The following is a 16,748-nucleotide window of genomic DNA, read 5'->3' on the forward strand; positions in this document are numbered from 1 at the left end:
CATGATCCTTCACGAACTCATCGACTATGAAACCCTGCGTCTCATCTGGTGGCTGCTGCTCGGCATCCTGCTGATCGCTTTTGCGACGACCGGCGGCTTCGATCTCGGCGTCGGCACGCTTCTGCCTTTCGTTGCCCGGACCGATGCGGAACGGCGCGTGGCGATCAACACCATCGGCGCCACCTGGGAGGGCAACCAGGTCTGGCTGATCCTCGGCGGCGGCGCCATCTTCGCCGCCTGGCCGCCGCTTTATGCGGTCTCCTTCTCGGGCTTCTATCTGGCGATGTTCGCGATCCTCTTCGCGCTCATCCTGCGCCCAGTCGGCTTCAAATATCGTTCGAAGCGGGAAAGCGCCAGCTGGCGGAGCGGCTGGGACTGGGCGCTCTTCGTCGGCGGTTTCGTGCCGTCGCTGATCTTCGGCGTGGCCGTCGGCAATGTGCTGCAGGGCGTACCCTTCCGCTTTGCCGACGATATGCGGATCTTCTACGAGGGCTCGTTCTTTGCCCTGCTCAACCCCTATGCGCTGCTCTGTGGCTTGCTTTCCCTATCGATGCTGACGATGCATGGTGCGGGTTGGCTGGTGTTGAAGTCGAGTGGCCCGGTCGCCGAGCGCGCCAGAAGCTATGGCAGCATCGCCGCCCTTGCCGTGATCGTGCTTTTCGCACTCGGTGGCCTCTTCCTGTGGATCGGCGTCGGTGGTTATCGCATCACCAGCGATATCAGCCCGATCGGCCCCTCCAATCCGCTGCTGAAGACCGTGGCGCTGGAGAAAGGCGCATGGCTGACCAACTACACCACCCATTCGTGGATGATCATCGCGCCGGTCCTCGGCTTCGTCGGCGCGGCACTGGCCTTCATTGCCGTGCGGGCAAGGCGCGAGGTCATGACGCTGCTCTTCAGCAAGGTGGCGATCTTCGGTATCATTTCGACGGTCGGCCTGTCGATGTTCCCGTTCATCCTGCCCTCCTCGCTCGATCTGCGATCGAGCCTGACGGTCTGGGATGCATCCTCCAGCCACATGACGCTGTTCATCATGCTGGTCGTGACGGCGATCTTCCTGCCGATCATCTTCGCCTACACAGCCTGGGTCTACAAGGTTCTGTGGGGCAAGGTCGATGAGAAGTCCATCACCGACAAGAACAGTCACGCTTACTGAGGGAGACGAAACGATGTGGTATTTTGCATGGATCCTCGGCCTGCCGCTGGCCGCAGCCTTCGCCGTCCTCAACGCCATGTGGTATGAGCTGATGGACGACGCAGCCAGGAAAAAAGCTTCCGAGCCACTTAAGTAGAAAAGCAAAGGGCGCGGTTCAAACCGCGCCCTCTCTATTGCTTCAGCCTTCCAGCCACTTCACCTGCTCGGGCGTCAGCTTGATGTCGAGCGCCGAGAGGCTGTCTTCCAATTCGGCGACGGTGCGCGGCCCGATCAGCGGAATGACCGGGAAAGGCTGGGCGATCACATAGGCAAGTGCGATGTGGATCGGATTGCGGCCGAGCTTGTTGGCAAGCTCGATGGCGCGGTCCCTGCGTCCGAAATTACGCTCGGAATACCAGACCCGGACGATCTCCTCATCGTCCCGTTTGTCGCGGCCGGCGCGGTCGGTAAAGAAGCCGCGGCCCTGGCTCGACCAGGCAAAGTTCGGGATCTGTTTCTCGTTCAGCCATTTCTTCCAGTCGTCGTCGGAAGCAGCAACGCAGCCGGCCCAGATCGGATCGAGCATTTCGGCAAGCGAGAAGTTGTTGGAAAGCGCTGCCGGCGCCGTCTTGCCGGTCTTTTCGGCATAGGCGATCGCTTCGTCGAAGCGCGCCCTTGTCCAGTTCGAGCCACCGAATATGCCACGGATGCGTCCACGCTTGACCTCGGCATCCATGGCATCGACGAACTCGCCGACGGGCACGTCGGTATTGTCGCGATGCATGAAATAGATGTCGACATAGTCGGTCTTCAGCCGGGCAAGCGACTGGTCGAGCTGCTTTGCGATCATATCAGGATAGCAGAGCGGCGAATGGGCGCCCTTGCCGATCAGCACGATCTCCTCGCGAGCCACCTTGCGGCTCGTGTGCCAGTCACCGAAGATCGCCTCTGTCTTGCCACCGCCATAGACATAGGCCGTGTCGAAGGCATTGCCGCCGGCTTCGTAAAAGGCGTCGAGCGTCAGCGAGGCAGAGGCGAAGTTCGGGAAGAATTCGAAGCCGAGTGTAACGACCGAGGCGGGCTTCGAAATGCCAGGAATCTGACGCTGCGGAACGGTATTGCCGCGCGCGATCGCGCCGCCGGCAATGTTTGCCGTGCGTTTGCTGGCTTTTTCCACGCCGTATTCGAGGCCGACCGAGGCACGCCACTGGTCGAGCACACGCAGGTTTCCGATCGAATCCGCCCAGCTCATGCCGGGAGAGCTGAATTCAGTCTTGCCGGCGCGGATGGCATCGCCGGCCGCGTCCGCCTCGAAGGAATAGAGCCAGCGATCCTCCCTGAGTTCGACGGTTTCTCGGCTGCTGCCCTTGAAGATCTCGATCTTGCCGACACCACCCTTGTGGCCGGAGGCAAACCAGAAGTCCTGGACCTCGATCCGGCCTTCCGAGCCGATGATGCGCAGCACATTGTCCTGCTGCGCCATGATCGAGCAGGAGACTTCGGCGATGATCTCGTTGGGGAACTTGAGGACGGCCGATGCCCATTCATCGACACCGCTCTCTCCGAGATGGGCGACGCCCGAGACCTTCTCCGGTTCGAGGAAGGCCTTGCCTTCCGCGGCGCCGGCAATCAGTCTGGCCATCGAGACCGGATAACCGCCGACATCGAGAATGCCGCCACCGGCGGTGTCGTTGGCGAAAAGCCGGTGTTCCGGCTTATAGCTGCCCATGTTGAAGCCGAAGCTCGAGCGGATGATGCGAACGGTGCCGACGACGCCGCTTTTGACGAGTTCGACCAGCTTCTCCGTCTGCGGATGCACGCGGTACATGAAGGCTTCCCCGGCGAAGACGCCGGCTTTTTTCGCCTCGTAATAAACCGCTTCGGCATCGTAGGCCGAGAGTGCGATCGGTTTTTCCACCAGGATGTGCTTGCCGGCGCGTGCCGCTTTGATCGCCCATTCGGCGTGGCCGGTGTGAGGGACGGCGATATAGATCGCATCGATCTCCTTGTCGGAGAGCAACGCCTCGTAACCATCGACGATGCGGGCGCCGGGGAAACCTTCGGCAAGACCCGGCTTTGCAGGATTGCGGGTGGCGATCGCCACCAGTCTGCCGGTGCGCGAATGAGCGACGCCATCGGCAAAGGTGCGGGCGATGGTGCCGGGGCCGATGATGCCCCAGCGGATCGGTTGATCTGAAGTCATGGAAAATCCTCTTTCGTCTTTGTGTCCTGGGATTTTAGTTCAGCGAAGCCGCTTGCCGGCGCCGTCGAAAAGGAATGAGCGGTTGGCGGGAAGGCCGACTGTCAGCGTGTCGCGATTGCCGACGACGCGCGATTCCGGCCGCTCGATGATCAGTTGCTCGGGGCCTATGGTGGCGTAGATGTAACTGGTATTGCCGAGGTGTTCGGCGACGTCGATGGTGACGGTGAGGTCGGCATCGCCCGTGCCCGCATCGACGAAATGTTCGGGACGGATGCCGAGCGTCACTTTTGCGCCGGCTTCGATGGTATCGGCGACCGGCAGCGTCAGGCGGGTATTGGCGTCGCTTTCCAGCGCGATCACCGCCCTGCCCGGCTGCGTCTCAACCACCACGGCCTTAAGGAAATTCATCTTCGGCGAGCCGACGAAGCCGGCGACGAACTGATTGGCGGGATCATCGTATAGGTCGAGCGGCGCGCCGATCTGCTCGATATTGCCGGCGCGCAGCACGACGATCCTGTCGGCGAGCGTCATCGCTTCCGTCTGGTCGTGGGTGACGTAGATCATCGTCGTACCGAGCTTCTTGTGCAGTCTTGATATCTCGACGCGCATCTGTACGCGCAGTTCGGCGTCGAGGTTCGACAAAGGTTCGTCGAACAGGAAGACCTGTGGTTCGCGGACGATGGCGCGGCCGATCGCGACGCGCTGGCGCTGACCGCCGGAAAGCTGCTTCGGCCGACGCTTCATCAACTCGGTGATCTGCAGTATCTCTGCGACATGGCGCACGCGCCGCTCGGTGTCGCCCTTCGGATTGCCATTCATGCGCAGGCCGAAGCTCAAATTTTCCTCGACGGTCAGGTGCGGATAGAGCGCGTAGGACTGGAAGACCATGGCGATGCCGCGATCGGCGGGCTCGACGTCGTTGACGACCCTGCCGCCGATCTGAAGCTCGCCTGACGTAATGTCCTCGAGGCCGGCGATCATCCTGAGCAGCGTGGACTTGCCGCAGCCGGACGGGCCGACGAAGACGACGAATTCGCCGTCCTTCACCTCCAGATTGGCGCCGTGGATGATCTCAAAGCCGCCGAAGCGCTTGACGATGTTGCTGAGTGAAAGCTCTGCCATGCAGCCTCCCGATTATTTGGCCGATTATTTGATTGCGCCGGCCGCGATGCCGGCGATGAAATGGCGTTGAAGAGCCACGAAGATGACGAGGATCGGCGCCGTCAGCAGTACCGCGCCGGCCATGATGCCGCCCCAGGAGACCTTGGTGAGACCGATCAGCGTTCCCAATGCCACCGGCGCCGTCATCATCCCCGGCCTGGAATTGATCAGCAGCGGCCAGAGGTAATTGTTCCACGAGTGTAGGAAAAGAATGATCGCCAATGCGGCCATGGTCGGCCGCGCTAGCGGCAAAGCGATGCGCAGGAAGATCTGCCATTCCTTGACGCCCTCGACCCGGGCGGCATCGAAAAGCTCGCCCGGCATCATCGAGAAAGACTGCCGCATGAACAGCACGCCGAGCGAATTGAACAGCGGTGGCACGATCAGAGCCACCCAGGTGTTTGCCAGCTTGAACTCGCGCGCCACCATGATGAATTGCGGAATGACGACCACGGAGAAAGGAAGCGTGATCGTGCCGAGGATGATGGCGATGACCACGGAGCGGCCGACGAAACGGTAACGTGCCAGTGCCCAGCCGGCCATCGAAGTCAGCAGCACCGAGAGCACTGTATAGATCAGCGCGACGCCGATGGAGATCACCATCGCACCGATGAAATCGGTATCGGCCTGCAGGTTCTTGAAATTCTCGACAAAGTTGGTCGATGGCCAGAGCACGATGTCAGGGCTGAAGATGCCGTTGTCGGGCATCGTGGAGAAGACGAACATCATCCAGAGCGGAAACAGCCAGACGAGAGCAAGCGGCGCCAGTGCAGCATGCAGCGCGATCTGACGCAGCAGAAGGGATTGCGATTTGGATCTCATTTCGGATCCCTCCCGAACCAGAGATTGAAAAGCGAGATCGCCACGGCAAGGGCTGCTATCGTATAGGCGATCGCCGAGGCATAACCGAAGTTCAATGAGGTGAAGCCCTGGCGGTAGAGCAGCAGACCGAGGGTCTCCGTGCCGCCGCCCGGACCACCGCGATAGGTGATGAGGTAGGGCTCGGTGAAGAGCTGCATGGTGCCGATCACCGAAAGAACCACGCAAAAGAGGATGATCGGTTTCAGAAGCGGCAGGGTGATATGAAAGAATTGCTGGATCTTGCTCACCCGGTCGAGTGTCGCTGCCTCGTAAACGTCCTCGGGGATCGACTGCAGTCCGGCAAGGAGGATGATGGCGTTATAGCCCGCCCAGCGCCATGTGACGGCGATGATCAACACCGCCATTGCCGCATTCGCATTGTCGAACCAGGAAACCGGACTGAGGCCGATTGCTGAAATCAATTTGTTGATGATTCCGAAATCGAGGCTGAACATCAGCCGGAACACGGCGGCATAGGCGACCTCGCCGACGACGACGGGGGCAAAGAAGGCGAAGCGAAAGAGCGGACGCGCTTTCAGCAGCGGTGAATTGAGCAGCACCGCCATCACGGTTGCAAGCGCGATCATGATGGGCACCTGGATAACCAGGATGATTAGCGTGTTGTAAAGAGCGTTGTAGAAGGCCGGGTCATAGAAGAGCCGGCCCCAATTGGCCTGGAAGCTGTATTTCCACGGATTGATGCGGGTGTTCTGAAAGGAGATCAGGAACGAATTGATGATTGGCCAGAGCCAGAAGGTGGCAAAGACCAGCAGATAGGGGGCGAGGAACGCATAGGCGCTCCGGGTTCTGAACGGCATCGGGCCTCCTCCTCACAAAACCAACGAATGATCATCCGCCTTGCGGCGGACCGAGAGCCGGGCGCGTCAAGCGCCCGGCTTCGTCATTCACTGCGCGATCGGAAGGCCGGTCGCCGAAGCGATCTGGTTGGCGGCATCGTCGAGAGCCGCCTTCGCATCGGGATAGCCGCCGGAGAAGAACTTCGTCTGCGTCGCCTTGTAGATGGCGTCGGCATCGCTCTGGAAGGCGGTGCCGCGGCTCGGTACGATCTTCGGCAGCGTCGCCAGGATATCGGCCCAGACCTTCTGGCCGCCCCAATAGGGCTGCGCCTCACTGACGAAGGGATCCTTCTCGGCCGAAAGCAGTGACGGGACCAGACCGAACTCTTTCAGCATGGTGATCTGACCCTCATCCGTGCCGAGGGCGTAGTTGACGAATTTCCAGGCGGCTTCCTTATTCGCGGACGTCGCCGAAATGGCGAGCGACGAACCGCCGAGATTGGCCGCATGCGGACCATCTGCCGTCAGGCTAGGCATTCTGTAGACACCCCATTTGCCCTTGAGATCGGGAGAGGTCGAGCGCACCGTGCCCTCATACCAGCCGCCATACATCTGGCTCGCAGCCTTGCCAGCGGTATCGGCCTGGATTTTTTCTTCCCAGTTGGCCGCCGTCAGCGTGCCGGCATCCTTCATCTCCTTCACCTTTTGCAGCGTGGCGACGCAGGCCGGCTGGTTGATGGTGATATTCTGACCGTCGGTCGAGTAATAGCCGCAACCCTGTTCGTTGGCGATCATGCGAAACCATTCGCTGTCGCCGTTGAAGTCGGCCTGGGCCATGACGACGCCGGGATTGGCGGCGGAAATCTTCTTGCCGGCAGCGATGAAATCGTCCCAGGTGTTGATCGTGCTCGGATCGACGCCGGCCTTTTCGTAGAGGTCGCGGCGGTAAAAGACGGCGACAGGGCCGGAATCCCACGGCATGGCGTAGGCGACGTCGCCGACCTCGAGCTCGGTGCGCTTGAATTCGGGGAATTTCGCCTGAATGTCGGCCGTGTAACCGAGCTCCTTCAGATTGGCGAAGCAATCCGGGAAACGGCTCCAGAAGATTTCAGCCTCGAAGTTTTCGATGCTGACGATATCGGGCAAGCCATCGCCACCGGCGGCGCAGGCAGCCAGCGTCTTGTCGAAGACCTGGCCGTTTCCAAGATCCTCCACCGTGATCTTGATATCGGGAAACTGTTTGTTGAAGCCTGCAAGTGTGGACTTGAGCCCTGACGCGGCCGTATTCCAGCTCCAGATGGTGAGATTAGCCGACTGCGCGTATGCGGAGCCGGAAGCAAGCACTGCGACAGCTGCGGTCGCAGCGAGAAGTTTGAAGCGCATTGAAAATCCTCCCTTTTCAATTGCCGATCTTTCACGAACGCGGTTAGACTATCTGTAAGGGAGCGGGTGTCTCCTAAAAAGGGAACATGAATTTGGCGGAAAGTAAGGTCGGCACACGTGCAATCTATCAGCCCGGCGCGAGCAGTATCGAAGGTTTGCCGACAGCGCTGCAGATGTTTCATGCCCATCCGCCTGTTATGGCCATGCCGCACTGGCACGCGCAGGTCGAAGTCAACTACGTGATGCGCGGCACCGTGCACTACCGGATGAGTGACCACGAATTCCGGCTGAACGCCGGCGAAATGTGCCTCTTCTGGGGTGGTCAGCCGCATCAGATGGACGAATCCTCAGACGATTCGCTCTATGCCGGCGCCCATCTGCCTCTCGTCTATTTCTTCCGGCTGCGCCTGCCGATCAGCGTTTCCAGCCGGCTTATGAAGGGTGAGACGCTGCTGACCTCGGCGACCGATGCCGCCGACAACGAAAACTTCACCCGCTGGTTCCGCTATGCCAACTCAGGCGATGCCGCCAAGGCCCAGCACGCCGTCGACGAGTTGCTGCTGCGCATCGAGCGGATCGCGCTCGAACCTTATTCGATGACGTCGCAAGCCATCATCAGTCTCGAAGGCGATCACCCGCACCCGCATTCCTCGCGCAGCGTCGCGCGCATGTGTGATTTCATCGCCGCCAATTTCCTGCACGACATCGATTCGGTCGATATCGCCCGCGCCGCCGACCTGCATCCGAAATATGCGATGAACCTGTTCAAGCGATCGACCGGCATGACGCTCAGCAAATATGTGACGCTGCTGCGGCTGTCGCGCGCTCAGGCGATGCTGATGAGCGAGGGCGCCAACGTGCTGCAGGTGGCGATGGACAGCGGCTTCGGCTCGATCAGCGCCTTCAACAAATCCTTCCGCCACATCGCCGGCATGTCGCCGTCGGACTTCCGCCGCGATATCCGGCTGGTGACGACGGTCCCGGCCGGCGCTTTCCGGAACTAGCTCAGGCCCAGCCGCAATTCGGCGTTCTGTGCGTTCTGCCTGTGCTTGTTTTTCACTGGGCAAAAAAGAACCAACGCCTAAGGTGGCGGCAGAATGCGCACATTTTCTGTGCAAGTGCATGCACTATTGCATTTGTCAGGGAATTGATGCCATCGCACCCTCATTAAAATCAATGATTTAAAATTTGGCACACACTTTGCTTCGATAGTTGCAGAGTTGGTGGCTAGGGTTCCGGCGTCGCAAGGCGTGGCTGGTCCGAGAGCTGCCACCGGCAGGGGAGACATCCCGCCGGGTGCACGGCGGGACAAAAGCCCGGGAGACCTCGTAAGCCAAGGGATTGGCGGCACGATGGTCATTGCCGATCCCTTTTGAAGAAAAGCAAAAGGGGAATTTCAATGCAGACTTTTTCGAAGATTCTATCGATTACCGCACTGACGGCGTCCCTGGCGCTGGGACTGGGCTCCATCGCCAAGGCCGAACAGAAGACCGACTTCAAGGTCGCCTGGTCGATCTATGTCGGCTGGATGCCCTGGGGTTATGCCGCTGATCACGGCATCGTCAAGAAATGGGCCGACAAATACGGCATCAAGATCGAGGTGACCCAGTTCAACGACTACGTCGAATCGATGAACCAATATACGGCCGGCGCCTTCGATGCCGTGACGCTGACCAACATGGACGGCCTGTCGATCCCGGCTGCCGGCGGCGTCGATACGACGGCCGTGATTGTCGGCGACTTTTCGAACGGCAATGATGCTGTCATCCTCAAGGACAAGGCGAGCCTGGCCGACATCAAGGGACAGAACGTCAATCTCGTTGAATTTTCCGTCTCGCACTACCTTCTCGCCCGCGCACTCGAAAGCATCAAGCTGACCGAGCGCGACGTGAAAGTGGTCAACACCTCCGACGCCGATATGGTCGCCGCCTACAAGACGGCTGACGTGACTGCTGTCGTCACCTGGAACCCGTTGGTCTCGACCATTCTCGAGGATCCCACGGCCAAGAAGGTCTTCGACAGCTCGCAAGTGCCGGGCGAGATCATCGACCTGATGGTCGCCAATTCAGGCGTGCTGAAGGACAATCCGAATTTCGGCAAGGCGCTCGCCGGCATCTGGTATGAAACCGCAGCACTGCTGACTGCCGACAATGCCGACGGCAAGGCTGCCCGCGAGGCGATGGGCCAGGCATCGGGCACCGATCTCAAGGGCTTCGAATCCCAGCTTGCCGCTACCAAGCTGTTTGCCAAGCCGGCCGATGCCGTTGCCTTCACGGCCTCGGGCAGCCTGCCGAAAACAATGGATCTCGTCCGCAACTTCCTGTTCGAAAAAGGCCTGCTCGGCAATGGCGCGCCATCGGCCGACGTCATCGGCATCGAAATGCCTGACGGCAAGGTCCTCGGCGACAGCGGCAACGTCAAGCTGCGCTTCACCGAGACCTACATGAAGGCCGCCGCCGACGGTTCGCTCTGAGCCATGTCAAAGCAGCGGTGCGGCGTTGACCGCACCGCCCACCCTTCATCAGCGGAGCTTTCCCTATGCGCTGGATCAACACGAGGCCGAGCCGGGGCGCGCAGCTTGCCTTGACGCTGCTGCCCTTCGTGCTGCTGATTGTTGCCTATACTTTCGGCTCGGCAGCACGATTGGCGGAAAACGCCAACGACAAGCTGCTGCCCGGCCTTGCCGGTTTTGCCGATGCGATCGACCGCCTCGCCTTCATCGCCGATCCGCGCACCGGCCAATACCTGCTCTGGTCCGATACCGGGGCGAGCCTGATCCGCCTGCTTGCCGGCCTTGGCATCTCCACGATCACCGCGCTCGTCATCGGCATGCTGATCGGCATGTTGCCGTATCTCCGAGCCCTGCTCTCGCCCTTCGTCGCCGTCATCTCGATGGTGCCGCCGCTGGCGCTGCTACCGATCCTCTTCATTGCCATGGGTCTCGGTGAAGCCTCCAAGATCGCGCTGATCGTCATCGGCGTCGCGCCGACGATGATCCGTGATCTTGCGCTGAAGGCACTGGAGCTGCCACGCGAACAGATCGTCAAGGCTGAAACACTCGGCGGTTCCTCCTGGCAAATCGGCCTTCGTGTCGTGCTGCCGCAGATCCTGCCGCGGCTGATCACCTGCCTGAGGCTTCAGCTTGGCCCCGCCTGGCTGTTCCTGATCGCTGCCGAGGCGATTTCGTCGGATTCCGGTCTCGGCTACCGCATCTTCCTCGTCCGCCGCTATCTCTCGATGGACATCATCTTTCCCTATGTCGTCTGGATCACGCTGCTCGCCGTGATCATGAATTATATCCTCGATCGCATCCGCATCGCCGTCTTCCCCTGGTCTGAGCTGGAGAAGCAGGCATGAGCGAACTGGTGATCGAAAAAGTCTGGAAAGAGTATGGCGACCAGATCGTGCTTGAGGACGTGTCGCTGACTGTCGCTTCGCGCGCCTTCGTCGCCCTTGTCGGCCCGTCCGGCTGCGGCAAGTCGACGTTCCTGCGCATGCTGCTCGGCCAGGAGCGGCCGACGCGAGGGACCATCCTGCTCGACGGCGAAACACTGCCGCAGGAGCCGGGCCCGGATCGCGGCGTCGTCTTCCAGCGCTACTCCGTCTTCCCGCATCTGACAGTCCTTGGAAATGTGCTGCTCGGGCGTGAACTCTCGGCGTCGCGCTACAAGGCCAAGCTTTTTGGCGCGGCCCGCCGCGACGCCGTCGACGAGGCACGGCGGCTGATTGCCGAAGTCGGCCTTTCCGGCGCCGAGGACAAATATCCAGCGCAACTATCAGGCGGCATGCAGCAGCGCCTGGCGCTGGCGCAGGCGCTGATCATGAAACCGAAGGTGCTGCTGCTCGATGAGCCCTTCGGCGCGCTCGACCCCGGCATCCGTGCCGAAATCCACACATTGATGAAGCGGCTCTGGCACGAAACGCAGATGACCGTCGTCATGGTGACGCACGACATGCGCGAGGCCTTCACGCTGGCGACGCGGGTCGTGGCCTTCGAGCGTCGGCGTGATCGCCCGGAGGAAAAGGAGCGCTACGGCGCGACGATCACCAAGGACATTTCGATCTGGCCGCCGAGGCTTGCCGGCGCGCCCACCGTCTTCAGCCCCGACCGGGACGGCCCGGTCATTTCTCTGGGCCTTCGCCGGGACGACCCGGCTTCCAGTCCGTCAGGAGAAAAACCATGATGCATGTCAGACGTTCGCCCGAGGAAATCGCTGCCAACCGGCAGCGTTACGAGGAACATCAGAAGAAGGGGCTGGAATTTGCGCCGAAGGCCTTGCCGGCCCCGAGCCCCCTTCCCGCCCCCGCAATCGATGCGGCTGCGATCATCCATCAGGAAACCATCCCCGGCGGCTGGTACTGGTCGACCGCGCTGAAGCGCGGCGAAGCGCTTCGCATCGATCAGGGCGAAGGCGGATCGACCGTGGCGCTCGTTGCCTGGAACGCCGCTGACACGAGCGAACGGCTCAATCTCGTCGATACGGTCAAGGTGCAGTGGACGACCGCCCTCGGCAAGGGCCGCGTCATCTTCTCAGACATGGGCCGGGTGATGTTTTCGCTGATCGAGGACAGCTCCGGCGCCCACGACTGCCTGATGGGCGGCTCGACGGCAGCTTCGAACGCTGCAAAATATCCCGGCGTCAAGACCCGCAACACCCGCGACAATCTCGTGCTCGTCGCCGGCAAGCTTGGTTTCACCAGGCGCGACATCCCTGGGATTCTCAATCTCTTCGCCCCGGTCCGCGTCGACGATGACGGTGGCTTCCACTGGCGCGGCAAACTCTCCAACAGCGGCGACTATACCGAACTGCGCGCCGAAATGGACATGATCGTCGGCTTCTCCAATTGCCCGCATCCGCTCGATCCCGATCCTGTTTATGCGCCGAAGCCGGTGCTCGTCACGCGCTTTCGCGCCCCCGTACCCGCGGTCGACGACCTCTCGCGCACGGCGACCGCCGAAGCCCTTCGCGGCTTCGAAAACAACGCCTCGATACTGGCCTGAGGGAGGATGACGATGACCGATTTCATCAAGACTTCAGCTTCGCGCAGCCTCGAAAATGCCGTGCAGGACCATTTCATCCCGGCCGAAGCGCCGTGGTCCGGCATCGTCCGCAAGGGTCAGACCATCCGCATCGAGGACAGCTACGGCCAACAGGCAATCGATACGCTGTTTTATCGCGCCGATGATTTTGCCGAGCGTTATTCCAACCAGGATACGATGCGGGCGCAAGGTGGCGCCTATATCGGCACCGGCACGAAGATCATCTCGAACGAGGGCAACGTCATGCTTGTCATGACGGCCGATAGCTGCGGCCGCCACGATACATCCGCCGGCGCCTGCTCCTGCGAGAGCAACACGGTGCGCTTTGGCCACGGCACCAAATACCTGCATGCCTGCCGCGACAATTTCGTGCTCGAGGTGACAAAGCACGGCATGGGCAAGCGCGACATCGTGCCGAACATCAATTTCTTCATGAACGTGCCGATCAAGCCGAACGGCGAGATGACCATCGTCGACGGCATTTCCGCGCCTGGCGACTATGTCGAGCTGGTGGCGGAGATGGACGTGCTCTGCGTCATCTCCAATTGTCCGCAGATCAACAATCCCTGCAACGGTTTCGATCCGACGCCGATCCGGGTGCTGATCTGGGATGGCGAGGACTGATCGATGTTCACCAAGGTTCTTATCGCCAATCGCGGCGAAATCGCCGTCCGCGTCATCCGCACATTGAAGAGGATGGGCATCGCCTCAGTTGCCGTCTATTCCGATGCCGACCGGTTCTCGAAGCCGGCGCTGACCGCTGATGAGGCCGTCCGCCTCGGCCCGGCACCTGCTTCCGAAAGTTATCTTGACGTCGATGCCGTCATTGCTGCCTGCAAGGCGACGGGCGCCGAGGCCGTGCATCCAGGCTACGGCTTCCTCTCGGAGAATATCGGTTTTGCCGAGCGGCTCGCCGCCGACGGCATCGCCTTCATCGGCCCGCGGCCGGAACATCTGTCAGCCTTCGGCCTGAAGCACACGGCGCGCGAACTGGCAAAGGCGAGCGGCGTGCCGCTGCTGCCCGGCACCGATCTCTTGCAGAGCGTCGAGGATGCACTTTCGGCTGCCGAGACCGTCGGTTATCCCGTCATGCTGAAGAGCACGGCCGGCGGCGGCGGCATCGGCATGCAGCTCTGCGCCGATGCAGCAAGCCTCAAGGCCTCTTTCGAAAGCGTCCAGCGGACCGCGCGCGCCAGCTTCGGTGATGCGCGCGTCTACATCGAGCGTTTCGTTGCCGAAGCGCGCCATGTCGAGGTGCAGATCTTCGGCGACGGCAAGGGCCGCGTGATCGCGCTCGGCGAACGCGACTGCTCGCTGCAGCGGCGGAACCAGAAGGTCGTCGAGGAGACGCCTGCTCCTGGCCTTTCCGGGGAGACAAGGGCGCGGCTGCACAAGGCGGCGGTCGATTTGGGAAGCTCGGTCTCCTATGAATTGGCTGGCACCGTCGAATTCATCTATGATCCCCAGCGCGAGGAATTCTATTTCCTCGAGGTCAATACCCGTCTTCAGGTCGAGCATCCGGTGACGGAGGCCGTCTTCGGTATCGATCTCGTCGAATGGATGATCCGGCAAGCGGCCGGCGAGGACGTGCTCTCGGGTGCTAAGGCCCTGACGCCGAAGGGTGCGGCGATCGAGATGCGTATCTATGCCGAGATGCCGCATGCCGATTTCCGACCGAGCGCCGGCCTTTTGACCGAGGTCATTTTTCCGGAAAGCGCCCGTGTCGACGGCTGGATCGAGACGGGAACCGAGGTCACGCCCTTCTATGACCCGATGCTTGCCAAGCTGATCGTGGCGGCGGAAGACCGGCCGGCGGCGATCGAGAAGCTGAAGACAGCGCTCGCCGAAACGTCGATATCAGGCATCGAGACCAATCTCGATTATTTGAGAACGATCGCCGCTTCCGAATTGCTGGCCAGCGCCAAGGTGGCAACGACGGCTCTACGCGACTTCGCCTTCGTTCCCGATGTCGTTGAGGTTCTCGCGCCCGGCGCCCAGTCGAGCATCCAGGAACTGCCGGGCCGGCTCGGCCTCTGGCATGCCGGCGTGCCGCCGAGCGGGCCGATGGACGAGCGCTCCTTCCGCCATGCCAACCGGCTGGTCGGCAACGACGATGTGACGGCAGCACTCGAACTGACCGTTTCCGGTCCGACATTGCGGTTCTATGCCGACCAGACGATCGCGCTTGCCGGCGCCCGGATGCCTATGACATGCGACGGCGCAAGATTGCCGCATGACACCCCGGTATTGATCCGTGCCGGCCAGGTTCTGTCGATCGGTGCGATCGAAGGACCGGGGCAGCGCGCCTACCTCGCGGTCGCCGGTGGTTTTGCCGCTCCCGTTGTGCTCGGCTCGCGCGCGACCTTCGGCCTTGGCCAATTCGGCGGCAACGCCACCGGCACCCTGAAGACAGGGCATGTGCTGCACTTTGCCCGCCAAGTACCGGCTGAACCGGTGAGACCAGCGACGGAGGCAGCCGTCTTGACGCGCGAATGGGATGTCGGCGTCGTCTATGGCCCGCACGGGGCTCCCGATTTCTTTCAGGATGGGGATATCGAGACGCTGTTTTCGACCGCCTACGAGGTCCATTTCAACAGCGCCCGCACCGGCGTTCGCCTCATCGGTCCCGCCCCGGTTTGGGCACGTAGCGACGGCGGTGAGGCGGGACTGCACCCCTCCAACCTGCACGATAATGCCTATGCGATCGGGGCGATCGATTTCACCGGCGATATGCCGATCATTCTCGGCCCCGACGGTCCGAGCCTTGGCGGCTTCGTTTGCCCGGCGGTGATTACCCGCGATGAGCAGTGGAAGATGGGCCAGTTCAAGCCCGGCGACCGCATCCGTTTTCATGCAGTAGTACGGCCGGAAGACCCGATCGCTGGCCCGGCGGCGCGGCGGCCCTCGGAAGAAGCAGGTTCGCCGATCCTCGGCATCAGCGAGGATGGCCCGGTTTCTGTCGTCTATCGCCGCCAGGGCGACGACAATCTGCTCGTCGAATATGGGCCGATGACGCTCGATATCGCGCTGCGGCTGCGGGTGCACCTGCTGATGCAGGCGGTCATCGAGGCCCACCTTCCCGGCGTCGTTGACCTCACCCCCGGCATCCGCTCGCTGCAGATCCATTATGACGGCACGCAGCTGACGCGTCGGCGTCTGCTGGGGCTGCTCTCCGAGATTGAGGCGACGCTTCCGGCAGCGCAGGAGGTCACGGTGCCGAGCCGCATCGTGCATCTGCCGCTTTCCTGGAACGATCCGGATGCGGAGCTTGCGATGCGCAAATATCAGGAACTCGTGCGCCCGAACGCACCCTGGTGCCCGTCGAATATCGAGTTCATCCGCCGTATCAACGGCCTTCCCGACGAACAGGCCGTCCGCGATATCGTCTTTGATGCCAGCTACCTGGTGCTCGGTCTCGGCGACGTCTATCTCGGTGCGCCGGTTGCGACCCCGACCGATCCGCGCCACCGTCTCGTGACGACGAAGTATAATCCCGCCCGCACCTGGACGCCTGAGAATGCCGTCGGCATCGGCGGCGCCTATATGTGCATTTACGGCATGGAAGGACCGGGCGGCTACCAGCTCTTCGGCCGCACCATCCAGGTCTGGAACACATGGCGGGAGACGCCGGCTTTTGCCAGGGGCAAACCCTGGCTGCTGAACTTCTTCGACCAGATCCGTTTCTTTCCGGTCAGCAATCAGGAGCTGACGGAGGCGCGCGCCGCCTTCCCGCATGGCGGCTATCCGATCCGGATTGAGGAGACGGAATTCTCCTATGCTGCCTATGAGAAGGAATTGCAGGTCAATTCGGCGTCGATCGGCCGCTTCAAGGCAACCCAGCAGGCTGCCTTCGATACTGAGCGCCAGCGCTGGAAGGAAGCCGGGCTCGACAGCTTCGTCACCGACGAAGGCACGGGCGAAAGTCCGGATGGGGATATTCCCGACGGCTGCTTTGGGGTTGCCAGCGCCGTACCCGGCAATATCTGGAAATTGCTGGTCGAGCCGGGTGCCTCGGTTGCGGCCGGCGATACACTCGCCATCATCGAATCGATGAAAATGGAAATCAACGTCACCGCCCATGCGGCAGGCCGCGTCCGCGACCTGCGTGCCGGGCCGGGAAGAAACGTCAAAGCCGGCGATATCATCGTCGTTCTGGAGGAATGCTGA

The 16,748-nt window shown here is 61.5% G+C and carries 14 protein-coding genes and 1 riboswitch; of the genes, 9 read left to right on the forward strand and 5 right to left on the reverse strand.

Going from position 1 to position 16,748, the window contains the following annotated elements; genetic code table 11:
- Nucleotide 1: 1 nt before the first annotated feature.
- Both cydB and cydX read left to right on the forward strand, forming a co-directional pair.
- Nucleotides 2-1,156, forward strand: a complete 1,155-nt coding sequence (cydB, locus tag AC25BC_RS34170) for a cytochrome d ubiquinol oxidase subunit II (RefSeq protein ID WP_128440149.1) — start codon at nt 2-4, stop codon at nt 1,154-1,156.
- A gap of 13 nt (nt 1,157-1,169) precedes the next feature.
- On the forward strand, nt 1,170-1,292 hold the full coding sequence (cydX, locus tag AC25BC_RS34175) for a cytochrome bd-I oxidase subunit CydX (RefSeq protein WP_012760018.1): 123 nt from the start codon (nt 1,170-1,172) through the stop codon (nt 1,290-1,292).
- A 42-nt stretch (nt 1,293-1,334) separates the two neighbouring features.
- Here the strand turns inward: cydX and AC25BC_RS34180 are convergent, their stop codons facing one another.
- From AC25BC_RS34180 to AC25BC_RS34200, 5 genes are all read right to left on the reverse strand, one after another.
- Complete coding sequence (locus AC25BC_RS34180; protein ID WP_128407589.1) at nt 1,335-3,338, reverse strand: aldo/keto reductase; 2,004 nt, start codon at nt 3,336-3,338, stop codon at nt 1,335-1,337.
- A 39-nt stretch (nt 3,339-3,377) separates the two neighbouring features.
- On the reverse strand, nt 3,378-4,460 hold the full coding sequence (locus tag AC25BC_RS34185; protein ID WP_012760016.1) for an ABC transporter ATP-binding protein: 1,083 nt from the start codon (nt 4,458-4,460) through the stop codon (nt 3,378-3,380).
- A gap of 24 nt (nt 4,461-4,484) precedes the next feature.
- Nucleotides 4,485-5,321, reverse strand: coding sequence for a carbohydrate ABC transporter permease (locus tag AC25BC_RS34190; protein ID WP_128440150.1), 837 nt, complete (start codon nt 5,319-5,321; stop codon nt 4,485-4,487).
- Nucleotides 5,318-6,178 (reverse strand): carbohydrate ABC transporter permease, encoded by an 861-nt coding sequence (locus AC25BC_RS34195; RefSeq protein ID WP_062941846.1) that lies wholly within the window; start codon nt 6,176-6,178, stop codon nt 5,318-5,320. The genes AC25BC_RS34190 and AC25BC_RS34195 overlap by 4 nt, the downstream gene beginning before the upstream one ends.
- 87 nt (nt 6,179-6,265) lie before the next feature.
- The gene (locus AC25BC_RS34200) at nt 6,266-7,540 is read right to left on the reverse strand and encodes an extracellular solute-binding protein (protein WP_128440151.1); all 1,275 of its coding nucleotides are present in this window, start codon (nt 7,538-7,540) and stop codon (nt 6,266-6,268) included.
- An 86-nt stretch (nt 7,541-7,626) separates the two neighbouring features.
- Between AC25BC_RS34200 and AC25BC_RS34205 the strand changes: the two genes are divergently transcribed.
- The 7 genes from AC25BC_RS34205 (at nt 7,627) to uca (ending at nt 16,748) form a co-directional block, all read left to right on the forward strand.
- Nucleotides 7,627-8,544, forward strand: a complete 918-nt coding sequence (locus AC25BC_RS34205) for a helix-turn-helix domain-containing protein (RefSeq protein ID WP_105010139.1) — start codon at nt 7,627-7,629, stop codon at nt 8,542-8,544.
- A 212-nt stretch (nt 8,545-8,756) separates the two neighbouring features.
- A riboswitch (guanidine-I (ykkC/yxkD leader) is annotated at nt 8,757-8,865 on the forward strand.
- Between the two features lie 74 nt (nt 8,866-8,939).
- Complete coding sequence (locus AC25BC_RS34210; RefSeq protein ID WP_128440152.1) at nt 8,940-10,013, forward strand: putative urea ABC transporter substrate-binding protein; 1,074 nt, start codon at nt 8,940-8,942, stop codon at nt 10,011-10,013.
- A 65-nt stretch (nt 10,014-10,078) separates the two neighbouring features.
- Nucleotides 10,079-10,897, forward strand: coding sequence for an ABC transporter permease (locus tag AC25BC_RS34215; RefSeq protein WP_128440153.1), 819 nt, complete (start codon nt 10,079-10,081; stop codon nt 10,895-10,897).
- Nucleotides 10,894-11,724, forward strand: a complete 831-nt coding sequence (locus AC25BC_RS34220) for an ABC transporter ATP-binding protein (protein WP_128440154.1) — start codon at nt 10,894-10,896, stop codon at nt 11,722-11,724. Before AC25BC_RS34215 ends, AC25BC_RS34220 begins: the two co-directional genes overlap by 4 nt.
- The gene (locus AC25BC_RS34225) at nt 11,721-12,542 is read left to right on the forward strand and encodes an urea amidolyase associated protein UAAP1 (protein WP_128440155.1); all 822 of its coding nucleotides are present in this window, start codon (nt 11,721-11,723) and stop codon (nt 12,540-12,542) included. Before AC25BC_RS34220 ends, AC25BC_RS34225 begins: the two co-directional genes overlap by 4 nt.
- Before the next feature lie 12 nt (nt 12,543-12,554).
- Entirely contained in the window at nt 12,555-13,205 is a 651-nt protein-coding gene (locus AC25BC_RS34230; RefSeq protein WP_017997233.1) for an urea amidolyase associated protein UAAP2, read from the forward strand.
- 3 nt (nt 13,206-13,208) lie between these two features.
- On the forward strand, nt 13,209-16,748 hold the full coding sequence (gene uca / locus AC25BC_RS34235) for an urea carboxylase (RefSeq protein WP_487778593.1): 3,540 nt from the start codon (nt 13,209-13,211) through the stop codon (nt 16,746-16,748).

This window comes from Rhizobium sp. WSM409, assembly GCF_057653825.1.